The sequence below is a fragment of the Ancylobacter vacuolatus genome (assembly GCF_030813595.1).
GTDB lineage: Bacteria > Pseudomonadota > Alphaproteobacteria > Rhizobiales > Xanthobacteraceae > Ancylobacter > Ancylobacter vacuolatus.
In genome coordinates, this window is sequence record NZ_JAUSUH010000008.1 from 92,501 (window position 1) to 106,432 (window position 13,932).

The 13,932-nt window shown below is 64.8% G+C and carries 11 protein-coding genes, 1 tRNA gene, 2 rRNA genes and 1 pseudogene (1 of these 15 running past the window's edge); 7 read left to right on the forward strand and 8 right to left on the reverse strand.

What is annotated here, in order from left to right:
• The 4 genes and pseudogenes from J2S76_RS16640 to J2S76_RS16655 form a co-directional block, all read left to right on the forward strand.
• Positions 1-1,831, forward strand: a 23S ribosomal RNA gene (locus tag J2S76_RS16640) (it extends 992 nt beyond the left edge of the window).
• A gap of 109 nt (positions 1,832-1,940) precedes the next feature.
• Positions 1,941-2,055: ribosomal RNA gene (gene rrf, locus J2S76_RS16645) — 5S ribosomal RNA — on the forward strand.
• A 304-nt stretch (positions 2,056-2,359) separates the two neighbouring features.
• A pseudogene (locus J2S76_RS23195) lies at positions 2,360-2,592 on the forward strand (IS3 family transposase); the annotation flags it as partial.
• Positions 2,593-3,013: 421 nt separating this feature from the next.
• On the forward strand, positions 3,014-3,373 hold the full coding sequence (locus J2S76_RS16655; protein ID WP_307062360.1) for a recombinase zinc ribbon domain-containing protein: 360 nt from the start codon (positions 3,014-3,016) through the stop codon (positions 3,371-3,373).
• On the opposite strand, the gene J2S76_RS16660 is transcribed toward J2S76_RS16655, so the two are convergent.
• Positions 3,352-3,428 (reverse strand) — tRNA-Met (locus J2S76_RS16660). The genes J2S76_RS16655 and J2S76_RS16660 overlap by 22 nt on opposite strands.
• A gap of 152 nt (positions 3,429-3,580) precedes the next feature.
• Between J2S76_RS16660 and J2S76_RS16665 the strand changes: the two genes are divergently transcribed.
• From J2S76_RS16665 to J2S76_RS16675, 3 genes are all read left to right on the forward strand, one after another.
• Positions 3,581-4,513 (forward strand): CHAD domain-containing protein, encoded by a 933-nt coding sequence (locus J2S76_RS16665; protein ID WP_307062116.1) that lies wholly within the window; start codon positions 3,581-3,583, stop codon positions 4,511-4,513.
• A gap of 56 nt (positions 4,514-4,569) precedes the next feature.
• Complete coding sequence (locus J2S76_RS16670; RefSeq protein ID WP_307062118.1) at positions 4,570-5,481, forward strand: LysR family transcriptional regulator; 912 nt, start codon at positions 4,570-4,572, stop codon at positions 5,479-5,481.
• Positions 5,482-5,723: 242 nt separating this feature from the next.
• Positions 5,724-6,929 (forward strand): NAD-dependent formate dehydrogenase, encoded by a 1,206-nt coding sequence (locus J2S76_RS16675; protein WP_307062120.1) that lies wholly within the window; start codon positions 5,724-5,726, stop codon positions 6,927-6,929.
• 240 nt (positions 6,930-7,169) lie between these two features.
• Here the strand turns inward: J2S76_RS16675 and cyoD are convergent, their stop codons facing one another.
• The 7 genes from cyoD to J2S76_RS16710 form a co-directional block, all read right to left on the reverse strand.
• Positions 7,170-7,514 (reverse strand): cytochrome o ubiquinol oxidase subunit IV, encoded by a 345-nt coding sequence (cyoD, locus tag J2S76_RS16680; RefSeq protein WP_307062122.1) that lies wholly within the window; start codon positions 7,512-7,514, stop codon positions 7,170-7,172.
• Complete coding sequence (locus J2S76_RS16685) at positions 7,511-8,143, reverse strand: cytochrome c oxidase subunit 3 (protein WP_307062124.1); 633 nt, start codon at positions 8,141-8,143, stop codon at positions 7,511-7,513. Before J2S76_RS16685 ends, cyoD begins: the two co-directional genes overlap by 4 nt.
• Positions 8,143-10,269, reverse strand: a complete 2,127-nt coding sequence (locus J2S76_RS16690; RefSeq protein ID WP_307062126.1) for a cbb3-type cytochrome c oxidase subunit I — start codon at positions 10,267-10,269, stop codon at positions 8,143-8,145. The genes J2S76_RS16685 and J2S76_RS16690 overlap by 1 nt, the downstream gene beginning before the upstream one ends.
• Positions 10,266-11,123: a ubiquinol oxidase subunit II gene (locus tag J2S76_RS16695; RefSeq protein ID WP_307062129.1), complete on the reverse strand. Its 858-nt coding sequence runs from the start codon at positions 11,121-11,123 to the stop codon at positions 10,266-10,268. The genes J2S76_RS16690 and J2S76_RS16695 overlap by 4 nt, the downstream gene beginning before the upstream one ends.
• 419 nt (positions 11,124-11,542) lie before the next feature.
• On the reverse strand, positions 11,543-12,355 hold the full coding sequence (locus J2S76_RS16700; RefSeq protein ID WP_307062131.1) for a CheR family methyltransferase: 813 nt from the start codon (positions 12,353-12,355) through the stop codon (positions 11,543-11,545).
• Positions 12,352-13,545: a protein-glutamate methylesterase/protein-glutamine glutaminase gene (locus tag J2S76_RS16705; RefSeq protein WP_307062133.1), complete on the reverse strand. Its 1,194-nt coding sequence runs from the start codon at positions 13,543-13,545 to the stop codon at positions 12,352-12,354. Before J2S76_RS16705 ends, J2S76_RS16700 begins: the two co-directional genes overlap by 4 nt.
• Positions 13,542-13,922, reverse strand: coding sequence for a response regulator (locus J2S76_RS16710; RefSeq protein WP_307062135.1), 381 nt, complete (start codon positions 13,920-13,922; stop codon positions 13,542-13,544). Before J2S76_RS16710 ends, J2S76_RS16705 begins: the two co-directional genes overlap by 4 nt.
• Positions 13,923-13,932: the final 10 nt, after the last annotated feature.

The window sequence follows — 13,932 nt, forward strand, 5'->3', positions numbered from 1 at the left end:
GTACTGCGCGGGAGACAGACGGCGGGTGCTAACGTCCGTCGTCGAGAGGGAAACAACCCTGACCTACAGCTAAGGTCCCCAAGTCATGGCTAAGTGTGAAAGGATGTGAGAGTCCGAAAACAACCAGGAGGTTGGCTTAGAAGCAGCCATCCTTTAAAGAAAGCGTAACAGCTCACTGGTCTAGGATTCTTGCGCCGAAAATGTAACGGGGCTCAAGCCATGCACCGAAGCTTAGGGTTTGCACTTAGGTGCAAGCGGTAGCGGAGCGTTCCGTAAGCCTGCGAAGGAGGACCCGTGAGGGCCTCTGGAGGTATCGGAAGTGCGAATGCTGACATGAGTAACGACAAACAGTGTGAGAGACACTGTCGCCGAAAGTCCAAGGGTTCCTGCGTAAAGCTAATCTGCGCAGGGTTAGCCGGCCCCTAAGGCGAGGCCGAAAGGCGTAGTCGATGGGAATCAGGTGAATATTCCTGAGCCTGTGGGTAGTGACGAATCCCGTGTGTTGTCAGACGAATTGGTTCTGTTCTGGCTTCGAAGGGGTTCCAGGAAATAGCTCCCACATTATAGACCGTACCCGAAACCGACACAGGTGGACTGGTAGAGTATACCAAGGCGCTTGAGAGAACTATGCTGAAGGAACTCGGCAATTTACCTCCGTAACTTCGGGATAAGGAGGCCTTCACATTGGGCAACCAGTGTGGAGGGGCACAGACCAGGGGGTGGCAACTGTTTAGCAAAAACACAGGGCTCTGCGAAATCGCAAGATGACGTATAGGGTCTGACGCCTGCCCGGTGCCGGAAGGTTAAGAGGAGAGGTGCAAGCTTTGAATCGAAGCCCCGGTAAACGGCGGCCGTAACTATAACGGTCCTAAGGTAGCGAAATTCCTTGTCGGGTAAGTTCCGACCTGCACGAATGGCGTAATGACTTCCCCGCTGTCTCCAGCATAGACTCAGTGAAATTGAATTCCCCGTGAAGATGCGGGGTTCCTGCGGTCAGACGGAAAGACCCCGTGCACCTTTACTGCAACTTTGCACTGGCATTCGTGTCGGTATGTGTAGGATAGGTGGTAGGCTTTGAAGCGAGGGCGCCAGCTCTCGTGGAGCCATCCTTGAAATACCACCCTTATAGATATGGATGTCTAACCGCGGTCCGTTATCCGGATCCGGGACATTGCATGGTGGGCAGTTTGACTGGGGCGGTCGCCTCCCAAAGAGTAACGGAGGCGCGCGATGGTGGGCTCAGACCGGTCGGAAATCGGTCGTCGAGTGCAATGGCATAAGCCCGCCTGACTGTGAGACTGACAAGTCGAGCAGAGACGAAAGTCGGCCATAGTGATCCGGTGGTCCCACGTGGACGGGCCATCGCTCAACGAATAAAAGGTACGCCGGGGATAACAGGCTGATGATGCCCAAGAGTCCATATCGACGGCATCGTTTGGCACCTCGATGTCGGCTCATCACATCCTGGGGCTGGAGCAGGTCCCAAGGGTTCGGCTGTTCGCCGATTAAAGTGGTACGTGAGCTGGGTTCAGAACGTCGTGAGACAGTTCGGTCCCTATCTGCCGTGGGTGTAGGAATATTGAGAGGATTTGTCCCTAGTACGAGAGGACCGGGATGAACGTACCTCTGGTGGAGCTGTTGTGGCGCCAGCCGCAGTGCAGCGTAGCTATGTACGGTCGGGATAACCGCTGAAAGCATCTAAGCGGGAAACCCACCTCAAAACGAGTATTCCCTTGAGAACCGTGGAAGACGACCACGTTGATAGGCCGGGTGTGTAAGTATGGCAACATATTGAGCTTACCGGTACTAATCGTTCGATTGGCTTGATCGTTCTCATCCTCGATGGTCATCCATCAAGGATCAAAGCAATCCAAAGACCAGGGTCGACCAGACCCGATCCCAAAAGGATCCTTGCTTCGCAAAATGCTGTGCTTCGCCGGCCTGGTGGCCATTGCGAGGAGCCCCAACCCGATCCCATCCCGAACTCGGCCGTTAAACTCCTCAGCGCCGATGGTACTATGTCTCAAGACCTGGGAGAGTAGGTCGCTGCCAGGCCTGCAAAGCACAGCAAAAAAAGCTTCTTCACAAACCAAACAAAACCCCGCCCGTGAGAAATCACAGGCGGGGTTTTGTGCGTCTGAATACCTAAAACGACGCCGTCAGCTGACGGTGCCTCGGCTTGATACGTGGTCTGATCTCCGAAAATTGGACCGTTTCACGCCGGAGGTTCTGGACCGTTTGAAGCGGGAGGTTTCCGCATCTGTGCCGAGTGGCAGGTTTCGATCCGCCGGGCCTGAGCGGCGCTGGTATTCGACCGGTCCATCCACCACTAAGATCGGGCGGGCCCGACCCTCCGCAAACCGAGCGATTGGCCGAAGTGGGCATCGTGCCCTCGACCCGGCCGTGTCGGTGACAGCTACGGCAATGCACTCGCCGAGACAATCAATGGCCTCCACACGGCCAGTTCATCCATTGGCGGGTTCCCCGGCGATCCTTTTCAGCTGTCGAGTGCGCTGCGCTCACTGGGGCTGCTGGCTCGACCACCGCCGGCTGCTGGCGTTCATGCAGCGGCAGAACCCGCAGCTGGCCGAGCGCATCCGCCTCCTGCCTGATCTGATCACCGCGCGCGCCGTTGCCCCGGCCCGTGCGGACGGGGACGCGGCCTGCGAGCAGATGCATCGCCATGGTCTCGTCCGCGCACGGGAGGTGCAGCGCGTCGCCCGTATCCACCGTGATCCCTTCGAGACGATCATCGCGGTGCCGGACGGCGGATAGCCCCGTGGCTGAGTATCGCAAGATCACCGAGGAGATCGTGCGGCTGATGCCAACGGGTTCATCCCGCCGGGGCTGTTCGCGAAAATCCGGGCCAGCTTCCTCGAACGGGCACGAGCGAAGGAGAGTGGTGGCGTGCGTGGCTGACCATAGAGCCGCGAAAAGAAGGTCCATGACCGGCGTCGCGCTCTAACAGAAGAGGCTCAACGGCGGCGGCCGGCCGAAATCGCTGCTCTCGGGGCTGATATTCTGCGGCTTCTGTGGTGACCCGTACTCTCTGCGTGGGTCCGACCGCTTCGCCTGCTCAAACCATATCAGCAAGGGTACCTGCTCCAACAGCCGGACGATCTCGCGTAAGGACTTGGAGCGCCGCGTGCTGGCAGGTCTCGAAGGACGGATGATGGCACCTGAGATCGCGGCAGGGGATCGTGCTGACGCCCGGCGAGGAGCGAGGCGAGAATTTCGCGGCGCTGCACGGCGAACTGCGCACCATGCTCGAATGGACCGAGCGCCAGGCAGTCCGAAAGACCGCCAGAAAAACAAAACCCGCAGCCGAGGCTGCGGGTTTGTCGCGATCAGTGGTTGCGGGGGCAGGATTTGAACCTGCGGCCTTCAGGTTATGAGCCTGACGAGCTACCGGGCTGCTCCACCCCGCGTCAGAACCGGAAGTCGCGTAACGGCTTGCCGATGGCGGGTATCTATCAATCCGCATGGCCAAATGAAAGGGGGCTGGGCTATCTTTTTGTCATCGGATCGTCGCGCCGAAGGTGAAGAAATCACCTAACCAATTGCGCGGGAAGGGTAATTCATGCCTGAGAAGCTTTCTGGCGTCGCTGCTGAAGCGGTGGATAGTTCTCCCGCTTCCCTCGCCGCGCCGCCGCCGCGCCTCGCCCAGGCGCTGAGCGAGGCGCATCAAGAGGCCCGCGACGCCCTCACTTTGTCCGATCCCGTGAAGGCTGTGCACGGCGTGCGCAAGGGGTTCAAGCGGCTGCGGGCGCTCCTGCGGCTGGCGGGCACGGCCCGCGAGCGCGAGGTGGCCGACCTCGCCCGTGCGTCGCGGCGCGCGCTCGCCGCGATCGCCCGCCATCTGGCGCAGGCCCGCGATATGGCGGCCCGCGAGGACGCGCTGGATGATCTCGTCGCTAAGGCCGGCCTTTCTCCTGCCGCACGACGTGCCGCCAGCCGCGCCTTCGCCCCGGCGACGGCGTCCGCACCTGATGGGGGCGTGGGCACACACCGCGCCGCGCTCGACGCCGAAATGGCGGCACTGGCGCAAGCCCTGCCCCGGCTCGGCGCTGCGCTCGACGACAAGGCGCTCCTCGCCGCGCTGGCGACCTTCTATGCCCGGGCGCGCCGCGCCGGCCGCGAAGTCGACCCACGGGACGATGAAAGCCTGCACGAGCTGCGCAAGGAGGTGGTCGCCCAGCGCTACCAGATGGAGCTGGTCATCTCTGCCTGGCCGGCGCTCGGCGAGCTGTGGGTGGACCAGCTGCAGCGGCTGCGTGACAAGCTCGGCAAGCATCACGACCTCGCCGTGCTGCGCGCCTTGGCCGAGGCGCATCCCGTGCGCGCCGATGGCCGCCCGCTCTGGCACGCCCAGTTGCTCGCCGCGATCGACGCGCGGCGGGAAAAGCTCGCCCACTCCGCCCTGCTGCTGCACGCCCGGCTTTTCGCGGAAAAGCCGAGGGCCTTCCGCCGTCGGCTTTCCGCCTATATGTCTCCTGTATCCGAGAGGAAATAACGTCGCCCGCGGCCGCCGCGGCGCGGTAGAAGCTGTGACAGCCACGGAAAGCGCCCATGTTTGTGCGGCAGATGCACTATCTCGTCGCGCTGGCGCGCGAGAAGCACTTTGGCCGCGCGGCCGAGGCCTGTCACGTCACTCAGCCGACGCTCTCGGCCGGCATCCGCAAGCTGGAGCAGGAGCTCGGTGTGCCCATCGTGGTGCGCGGCCATCGCTTCCTCGGCTTTACGGCGGAAGGCGAGCGGGTGCTCGGTTGGGCCCGGCAGATCGCCGCCGATTATGAGAGCCTGCGGCAGGAAAAGGTCGAGACCTCAGGCCAGATCACCGGCACGCTGCGCGTCGGCGCCATTCCCGCCGCCACGGCGGCCGCGCCTGCTCTGCTCGCGCCGTTCCGGCTCCGGCACGCGGAGGTGAAGGTGCAGATGCTCACCCTCTCCTCCGCCGCCATCCAGCGCGGCCTTGACGAGATGGAACTCGACGCCGGCATCACCTATCTCGACAATGAACCGCTGAACCGGGTGCGCCGCCTGCCGCTCTATCGCGAGCACTATGTCTTCATCACCCGCCCCGACGAGCCACTGGCGCGCCGGCGCAGCCTGCGCTGGGCCGAGGCGGCGGCTCAGCCCTTGTGCCTGCTCACGCCTGACATGCAGAACCGCCGGATCATCGACCAGGTGATGGGGGCGGCTGGCATCGCCTCGGCGCCGGCGATCGAGACGAACTCCTTCATGGGCGTGTGGTCCTTCGTGCGGCGCGGGCCGTGGAACAGCATTGTCCCGGAGGCGAGCTTTCGCGGGCTGGGCGAGGCGGCGGATCTCGTCGCCCTGCCGCTGGTCGATCCGGTGCATGTCCAGCCGATCGGCCTCGTCCTGTCGGAGCGCGACCCGCTGAGCCCGGTGGCGGGGGCTCTGCTCAAGCTGGCGCAGCGCTTCGGGCGCGAAGGTTCAATTGAGAATATCTTTAAATGACAGGCACTTCATTGCCGCCATCTATCAATTGTTCGCCCCTTTCAATTTGAATCCCCTGCCTGCCCCGTCCACTCTCGCATGGTCGGCGGCGGGGAAGCCTGGGCTTTCGCACCGGACCGGCACGAAGGACGCCCGTCGCCCCGCCTCTTGATGGGCGCGCAGCCCGACGACAGCGCGGCGAAGCCCGTGCGGGCGGTGCGCGGCGGAAGCGTCCCTGCTCACTCTGACGAGAGGAATGCCCGATGGCCAAGATTCTGTGCGTGCTCTATGACGACCCGATCGACGGCTACCCTACCACCTATGCCCGGGACGACCTGCCGAAGATCGACCACTATCCCGGCGGCCAGACGCTGCCGACGCCGAAGGCGATCGACTTCACCCCCGGTCATCTGCTCGGCTCGGTGTCCGGCGAGCTTGGCCTGCGCACCTATCTGGAATCCAATGGCCACACCCTGGTCGTGACCTCCGACAAGGATGGGCCGAACTCGGTATTCGAGAAGGAGCTGGTCGATGCCGACATCGTCATCTCCCAGCCTTTCTGGCCGGCCTATCTCACGCCCGAGCGCATCGCCAAGGCGAAAAACCTCAAGCTGGCGCTGACCGCCGGCATCGGCTCGGACCATGTGGATCTCCAGTCGGCGATCGACCGCAACATCACCGTGGCCGAAGTCACCTATTGCAACTCGATCAGCGTTGCCGAACACGTGGTGATGATGATCCTCGGGCTGGTGCGCAATTATCTCCCTTCGCATGACTGGGCGCGCCAGGGCGGCTGGAACATCGCCGATTGCGTCGCCCATTCCTACGATCTCGAAGCGATGAACGTGGGCACCGTCGCCGCCGGCCGCATCGGCCTCGCGGTGCTGCGCCGCCTCGCCCCGTTCGACGTGAAGCTGCACTACACCGACCGTCACCGCCTGCCCGAGGCGGTGGAGAAGGAGCTGAACCTCACCTGGCATGCCTCGCGCGAGGAGATGTACCCGCATTGCGACGTGGTGACGCTCAATTGCCCGCTGCATCCCGAAACCGAGCACATGATCAATGACGAGACGCTGAAGCTGTTCAAGCGCGGCGCCTATATCGTCAACACCGCCCGCGGCAAGCTGTGCGACCGCGACGCCGTGGCCCGGGCGCTGGAGAACGGGCATCTGGCTGGCTATGCCGGCGACGTGTGGTTCCCGCAGCCGGCGCCGGCCGACCACCCCTGGCGGACGATGAAGTGGAACGGCATGACGCCGCACATATCGGGCACCTCGCTCTCCGCCCAGGCGCGCTACGCCGCCGGCACGCGCGAAATCCTCGAATGCTTCTTCGAGGGCCGCCCGATCCGCGACGAATATCTGATCGTCCAGGGTGGCGCGCTGGCCGGCACCGGGGCGCACTCCTATTCCAAGGGCAATGCTACCGGCGGCTCGGAAGAAGCCGCGAAATTCAAGAAGGCCGTCTAAATCCCTCCCGACTTTCCGTTGCCCCACCGCGAATGGGGCAACGGATTTTTCCCGAAAGTCCCTTCAGCCGCCCTGCGCCCCCGCTGGGGCGTCCAAAGCGCTGAAATACCCCGTCATCCTGGCGGGGTTCTGTTTGTGGGGCAGCAGGCGGCCAGCATGTCGACGTCGGTCGGCGGATCGTCACCAACGTCGCGATTCGGAATGGTTAGCCGCGTCCCCGCTGTCGGTGGGGCCGCCCCGTCAGGGCATCATGCGCACATGCTGGTCGTAGAGGATCCAGATGGTGCCGGACACCATGATGAGCAGGATCAGCACGGTGAACAGGATCAGCAGCAGGTCGTCGCGGTGCGAGCGCTGGAGGTCGATGTGCAGGAAGTAGCGCAGATGCACCACTGCCTGGATGAGGGCGAGCAGCCCGAGCCCGGCGAGCGCGGCACCGCCGCTGAGAAGGTTCAGCCCCACCACCGCGAAGGCGCCGGTGGTGAGGACCAGCGCCAGCACCAGGCCGATCACATAGGAGCGGCGCTCGCGGCCCTCGTCCTCAATCTCGCGGGGCGGCATGTCGGCGGGACTCCGGCGGCTCATGACGCGACCCCGTAGAGGTAGACGAAGGTGAAGATGCCGATCCAGACCACGTCGAGCATGTGCCAGAACAGCGCGAGACGCATCAGCCGCAGCTTCACCGGCGTGGTGAAGCCGATGAGCGCGACCTGCACCGCCATGATGACCATCCACACCAGCCCGGACGAGACGTGCAGCGCGTGGGTGCCGGTCAGCAGGTAATAGGCGGAGAGGAAGCCGCTGGCCTGCGGTGGTGCCGCATGCTGGGTGATCATCACGTAATAGTCGTGCAACTCCATGCCGACGAAGGCGGCGCCCAGCAGGCCGGTGAGCAGCAGCCACACCAGCACGCCGCGCCGATTTTCGCGGTACTTCATCTCCAGCATGGCGAGGCCGAAGGCGAAGCTGGAGAACAGCAGCAGCAGCGTCTCCACGAAGGCGGCGGTCAGGTCGAAGACCTCGGCGGGCCGGGGGCCTTCGGCGATGCCCTGCACGCTCATCGCCGCATAGGTCGCGAACAGCACTGCGAACAGCACCAGATCGCTCATCAGGAAGATCCAGAAACCGAACAGGGTCTCTTCGGCCGCCTCATGGCCTTCGGGATCGGTGCCGGCGAGGTTCAGTCCGGGATGAAGGCGTTCGGAAAGGCTCATCACAGCGCCTCCACGGCGGTGCCGGAAGCGATGGTCCCGGCGCGGCCCTCCAGCGCTTCGGGATGCGCCCGGCCCTTGTTGTCGGATGTCATTTCCCGGTCGCGGGTCACGCCCGGCGTGGCGCGCGCGGCGGCGAGGAAGGCCTCGTTCGCCGCCTTCACCGTCGCGGCGGGGATGGTCTCTTCCGTGTCGGTGGCGAAGGAGCGGGCGATGACGACGACCCAGATCAGCACGAAGGAGGCAATCGCCAGCCACCAGATGTGCCACACCAGTCCGAAGGCCCAGGCGCAGGCGAACAGGCCGATCAGCGGCGCCGTCGCGGTGTTGCGCGGCACCTCGATATCCTCATAGGCGGCCGGCGAGCGGTAGGCGATGCCGGCCTTCTTGGCCTCGTAGAACGGATCCTGCGAGGACACGTTGGGCAGAACGGCGAAGTTCCAGGCCGGGGGCGGGGAGGGGATCGACCATTCGAGCGCCCGCCCGTCCCAGGGATCGCCCAGCGGGGCGGCGAGCTGCGCGCGCTGGCGCACCGAGACGACGATCTGCGTCACCATCAGCGCGAAGCCGGCGAGGATGAGCCCGGCGCCGAGCATGGCGAGGGCGAGCCAGGGCACGTAGTCGGGGTTCGACCACATATAGGTGCGCCGCGTCGCGCCCATCATGCCGAGCCAGTAGAGCGGGAAGAACGCCAGCAGGAAGCCCGGCGCGAAGCACCAGAAGGAGGCGCGGCCCAGCCCCTCATGCAGCCGGAAGCCGAACACCTTCGGGAACCAGAACTGCACCGCCGCGAACATGCCGAACAGCACGCCGGGAATGATCATGTTGTGGAAATGCGCCACCAGGAACAGCGTGTTGTGGACCTGGAAATCGACGCCCGGATTGGCCAGCAGCACGCCCGTCATGCCGCCGAGGATGAAGGTGAGCAGGAAATTGATGTGGTACAGCATGGGCGTGGAGAAGCGGATGCGCCCGCCCACCATGGTCAGCAACCAGTCATAGACCTTCACGCCGGTCGGCACGCCGATGATCATGGTGGCGATGCCGAAAATGGCGTTCACATTGGCGCTCTGGCCCATGGTGAAGAAGTGGTGCAGCCACACCGCGAAGGACAGCACGGCGATGCACATGGTGGCGTAGACCAGCGAGGTGTAGCCATAGATGCGCTTGCTGGAGAAGGTAGCGACCACCTCCGACCAGACGCCGAAGGCCGGCAGGATCAGGATGTAGACCTCCGGATGGCCGAACAGCCAGAACAGGTTGGCGTAGTTCATCATGTTGCCGCCGTCGCCATTCGTGAAGAAATGGAAGCCGGCATAGCGGTCGAGGGCGAGCATGACGGTGGCGGCGGTCAGCGGCGCCATGGCGAAGATCATCAGGATCGAGGTGCACAGCGTCGTCCAGGTGAACAGCGGCATGCGGAACAGCGACATGCCAGGGCAGCGCTTCTTGTAGATCGTCACCGCTAAGTTGAGGCCCGTCAGCGTCGAGCCGATGGAGCCGAGCGACACCGCCCATATCCAGTAGTCGACCCCCTCGCCCGGGCTGAAGTCGATGCCGGTAAAGGGCGGATAGGCGCTCCAGCCGCCGGTGGAGAACTGGCCCACCACCAGCGACACCATGATGAGTATCGCGCCGGCCATGGTCAGCATCAGCGAAATGGCGTTGAGCAGCGGGAAGGACACGTCGCGGGCGCCGATCTGCAGCGGCATGACGTAGTTCATCAGCCCGGTGATGAACGGCATCGCCACGAAAAAGATCATGATCGTGCCGTGGGTGCTGAACAGCTGGCCGAAATGATCCGCCGACAGGAAGCCGGCGCCCTCGGTGGCGGCGAGCTGCTGGGCGCGCATCAGCGCCGCCTCGATCACCGCGCGGGCGAACATGACAAGCGCGATCGCGATGTACATGATGCCGACCTTCTTGTGGTCGACGCTGGTCAGCCAGTCGCGCCACAGCGGCACCCACCAGCCCTTGACCGTCAGCAGGATGACGGTGGCGAGCGCGCCCAGCACCGCGATCGACCCGGCGCCCGAGGCGATGGCCTCGCTGAGCGAGGGGTTTTCGATCATCCCGGCGAAGACGAAGGAGGTCCATTTGATCTGGCCGAATATCAGCTCCCAGTTCATTGCGCGGCCTCCGGCGTATGGTCATGGCCCTGGTGGGGCGCGGGCGGTGCGGGCATTGCCGCATGGCCGTGGTGCTGGAACATGCCGGGCGCGAAGCTCGCCATCACCTGGTTGAACAGGCCCGGGGTGAACTGGCTGTAGAGCACCGGCTCGTTGACCACGGCGGGGGGCAGAAGTTTCGCGTAGCCGGCGGCATCAAGCGCGGTTCCCTGCGCCTTCGTCGTCGCGACCCAGCCCTCGAAGGCGTCCGGGCTCATCACCCTTGTGGTGAAGGATTGGGTGGCAAAGCCCAGGCCATTATACTGCGTGTTGCGGCCGGTGAAGTCGCCGGTCTTGTCGGCCAGCAGGTTGAGCTGCGTCTGCATGCCCGCCATCGCATAGATCTGCCCGGCGAGCTGGGGAATGATGAAGGACTGCATCACCGTGCCGCTGGTCAGCTTCACGGTGACCGGCCGGCCTTCGGGCAAAGCGAGCAGGTCGAGCGTCGCCACGCCCTGCTCGGGATAGAGGAACAGGAATTTCCAGTCGAGCGCGACGACTTCCACCACCAGCGGGTCGGGGCCGAGAGCGCGGTAGGGATCGCCCGTGATGGTCTGCCGCCACAGCGCCGTGCCAAGGGCGACGACCAGCGCGACCGGAACACCCCAGATCAGCAGCTCAAGGCCCCAGTTGAACTCCCAGTCCGGACGGTAGGCCCCCGTGCCGCCGCGACGGTAGCGCCACAGCACGATCGGCAGCACCACGAACATCGGCACGATGACGATGAGCATCAGGGCGCTGATAACGCCGAAATGCGACAGCTGCGCCGAGGCAATCGGCCCGGCCGGTTCAAGGAAGCTGCCGGCGTAAGCCATCCCTGGCAAAGCGATCCCCGGGATGCCTATGGCGAGCAATCCGACTATTCCCCTCAGCGTCACGCTGCCCCCTTTGCGACTGTTGCGCGTCATTCCGCGTGCGGTCTCTCATCTGGAGGTATCAGTCCAACCCCAGTGCAGAAAAGCACGAATGGCGACGGATATCATCGTGCTGCGTGGCGGAGATTGCGGAAAATTCATGGCGGGGGGACGACAGCCGCAGGGCGGCCGCGGCCCTGCGCGGTGCCGAGGCCCCGGATGAAGACCGTGCGTTCAAAGCAGAAAACGGCGTCAGGCCGCCGGCGGGTGGCGTGAAATTGGGGCTGGCATCGCCGCGTCTTCACTCCCAGGGCGAGAGCGAAGACGCGGGTGCTTGGGCCGAATCCCGTTCGGCCAGAGCCGCCTCAGCTGACATGAGCTTAGTTCTTGCGGATATAGAATCCGTGCTGGCTTCCGGGCACCAGCTCCGAGGACAGGCCGAGCACACTTTCCGCGCCGCCGAGGATGAGATAGCCGTCGCGTGTCATGACATTGGCGATGCGCCCGAGCACGTCGCTCTTCGTCGCTGCATCGAAATAGATCAGCACGTTGCGGCAGAACACGATGTCGAACTGGCCGAGATGGGCGAAGGACTGCAGCAGGTTCAGCCGCGAGAAGCGGACCATGGCGCGGATATCGGCGTTGATCCGCCACATCTGTCCCTCCTGGTTGAAGCACTTCAGCAGGTAATGCACCGGCAGCCCCCGCTGCACCTCGAACTGGGTATAGACGCCCTCCTGCGCCCGCTCGATCACCTCGCCGGACAGGTCGGTGGCGACGATCTCGACCCGCCGGCCGCCAAGCAGTCGCTCATTGTCGCGCAGCAGCATGGCGATGGAGTAGGGCTCCTGCCCGGTCGAGGCGGCCGCGCACCAGATGCGCAACGGCTGACCGGGCGGGCGACGGGAGATCAGCTCCGGCAGGATCAGCGCGGCGAGCTGATCGAAGGGGCGCTTGTCGCGAAAGAACAGCGATTCATTGGTCGTCATCGCCTCGATCACCGCCTCGGCCAGCGGGGAGGAGCCCCGCTCGCGCAGGGTGGCGACAAGCTGCGTGATGCCGGTGACCGACGCCTTCTTCATGACCGGATCGAGCCGCGTCTCCAGCAGGTAGCGCTTGTCGTCGCCGAGGGCGAGCCCTGACTTGTCCTTGAGAAAGCGCCGCAGGAACTCGAAATCGGAGGGACCAATCATTCGCGGCCTCCTATCAGCATTCGGCTGACCCGCGGGCCGATCTCCGCCATTGGCAGAATGCCGGCGCAGGCGCCGATCGCCACGGTGGCGCCCGGCATCCCCCAGACGACGCTCGTCTCTTCGTCCTGCGCGATCACGCTGCCGCCGAGTTCGGCGATCTTCAGCGCCCCACGTGCGCCATCGCTACCCATGCCGGTGAGCACCACGCCGACGGCGGCGGCGCCGTAAATGCCCGCGACCGCCTCGAACATCGGGTCGACCGCCGGCTTGCAGAAGTTCACCGGCGGGCCGTCGAGCAGCCGGATCTTGCTGGTGCCGCCCGTGCGGACGATGTCCATGTGGAGACCGCCGGGGGCAACATAGATCTGGCCGGGCACGAGTTCCTCGCCGTCGCGCCCCTCCGCACAGCGCCGGCCCGAGGCGCGGGCGATGTGCTCGGCGAGAATGGCGGTGAAGGTCGGCGGCATGTGCTGGACGATCAGCACGGGCACATTGCCGATGGCCGGGCCGATGTCGGTGAACAGCCGTGTCAGGGCCTGCGGGCCGCCGGTGGAGCTGCCGACAGCGAGAATGGTGGGCGGCATCATCGAATAGGAGCGCAGCTTGCCGCCGGGGCGGGGCGCGCCCGACGCCGTGGCCGGTGTGGGCGTCTGCACCGGGTTCGGCGACGGCGCTCCGCCTCCCCCCGCCGCGGGCACGCCAACCGGCGGCCGAGGCAGCGAGCGACGCCGCACGCGCTGGCCAAGGCTGCGCGTCTTCGCCAGCAGGTCGGCACGGAACTCCTCCGCCGCCACCGGGCCGCGCGCCGCGTCCGGCTTGGGGAGGTAGTCGGCCGCTCCGAGCGTCAGCGCCCTGAGGCTGATTTCCGCGCCACGGCGGGTCAGGGCGGACGCCACCAGCACCGCCGTACCGGCCTTGCGCTCAAGGATGAGCGGCAGGGCGGTGAGCCCATCCATATCCGGCATTTCGAGATCGAGGATCACGACGTCGGGCTGCGCACGCTGGACATCGTCGGCCGCGCGCCGGCCGTTGGGATGGACGGCGACGACGCTGAACTCGCCGGTTTCACCCAGCCAGTTGCTGAGGATGCCGCGCATGAACACGGAATCGTCGACGATCATCACCTTGATGGGAGGGCCGGCCGCCTGCGGCGTGCCGACCGAGGAGCCCGTGGGGCGTGCGAGGCTCATAGGGGCTCTTCCTCCAGCAGGCCGACCTCGACGAGCTTCTCCCGCAGGATGTCGGCGTCGAACGGTTTCATGATGTATTCGTCAGCGCCGGCCGACAGGGCGCTGGCAATATGGGCGACATCGTTGTGGGTGCTGCAGAACACCACGCGCGGCGCGGCGCCGCCGGCCTCGCTGCGCAGCAGTCCCAGGAACTCGAAGCCCGTGACTTCAGGCATGTTCCAGTCAAGCAGGATTCCGTCCGGCATGTGCTGCCGGCACCGATCCAGCGCCACGGCGCCGTTCTCGGCCTCCTCCACTTTGAAGGACCAGGTCTCCAGCATGCGGCGCGCTGCCTTGCGCACCACGGAGGAATCGTCAACGACAAGAAAGGTCTTCATCGGCTGGGCT

What these genes read in the sequence shown, in the direction of transcription:
- J2S76_RS16665 (WP_307062116.1), top strand. Translation starts at nt 3,581, where the DNA reads ATGCCTGAGAAGCTTTCTGGCGTCGCTGCTGAAGCGGTGGATAGTTCT.
- J2S76_RS16670 (WP_307062118.1), top strand. Translation starts at nt 4,570, where the DNA reads ATGTTTGTGCGGCAGATGCACTATCTCGTCGCGCTGGCGCGCGAGAAG.
- J2S76_RS16675 (WP_307062120.1), top strand. Translation starts at nt 5,724, where the DNA reads ATGGCCAAGATTCTGTGCGTGCTCTATGACGACCCGATCGACGGCTAC.
- cyoD (WP_307062122.1), bottom strand. Translation starts at nt 7,514, where the DNA reads ATGAGCCGCCGGAGTCCCGCCGACATGCCGCCCCGCGAGATTGAGGAC.
- J2S76_RS16685 (WP_307062124.1), bottom strand. Translation starts at nt 8,143, where the DNA reads ATGAGCCTTTCCGAACGCCTTCATCCCGGACTGAACCTCGCCGGCACC.
- J2S76_RS16690 (WP_307062126.1), bottom strand. Translation starts at nt 10,269, where the DNA reads ATGAACTGGGAGCTGATATTCGGCCAGATCAAATGGACCTCCTTCGTC.
- J2S76_RS16695 (WP_307062129.1), bottom strand. Translation starts at nt 11,123, where the DNA reads ATGGCTTACGCCGGCAGCTTCCTTGAACCGGCCGGGCCGATTGCCTCG.
- J2S76_RS16700 (WP_307062131.1), bottom strand. Translation starts at nt 12,355, where the DNA reads ATGATTGGTCCCTCCGATTTCGAGTTCCTGCGGCGCTTTCTCAAGGAC.
- J2S76_RS16705 (WP_307062133.1), bottom strand. Translation starts at nt 13,545, where the DNA reads ATGAGCCTCGCACGCCCCACGGGCTCCTCGGTCGGCACGCCGCAGGCG.
- J2S76_RS16710 (WP_307062135.1), bottom strand. Translation starts at nt 13,922, where the DNA reads ATGAAGACCTTTCTTGTCGTTGACGATTCCTCCGTGGTGCGCAAGGCA.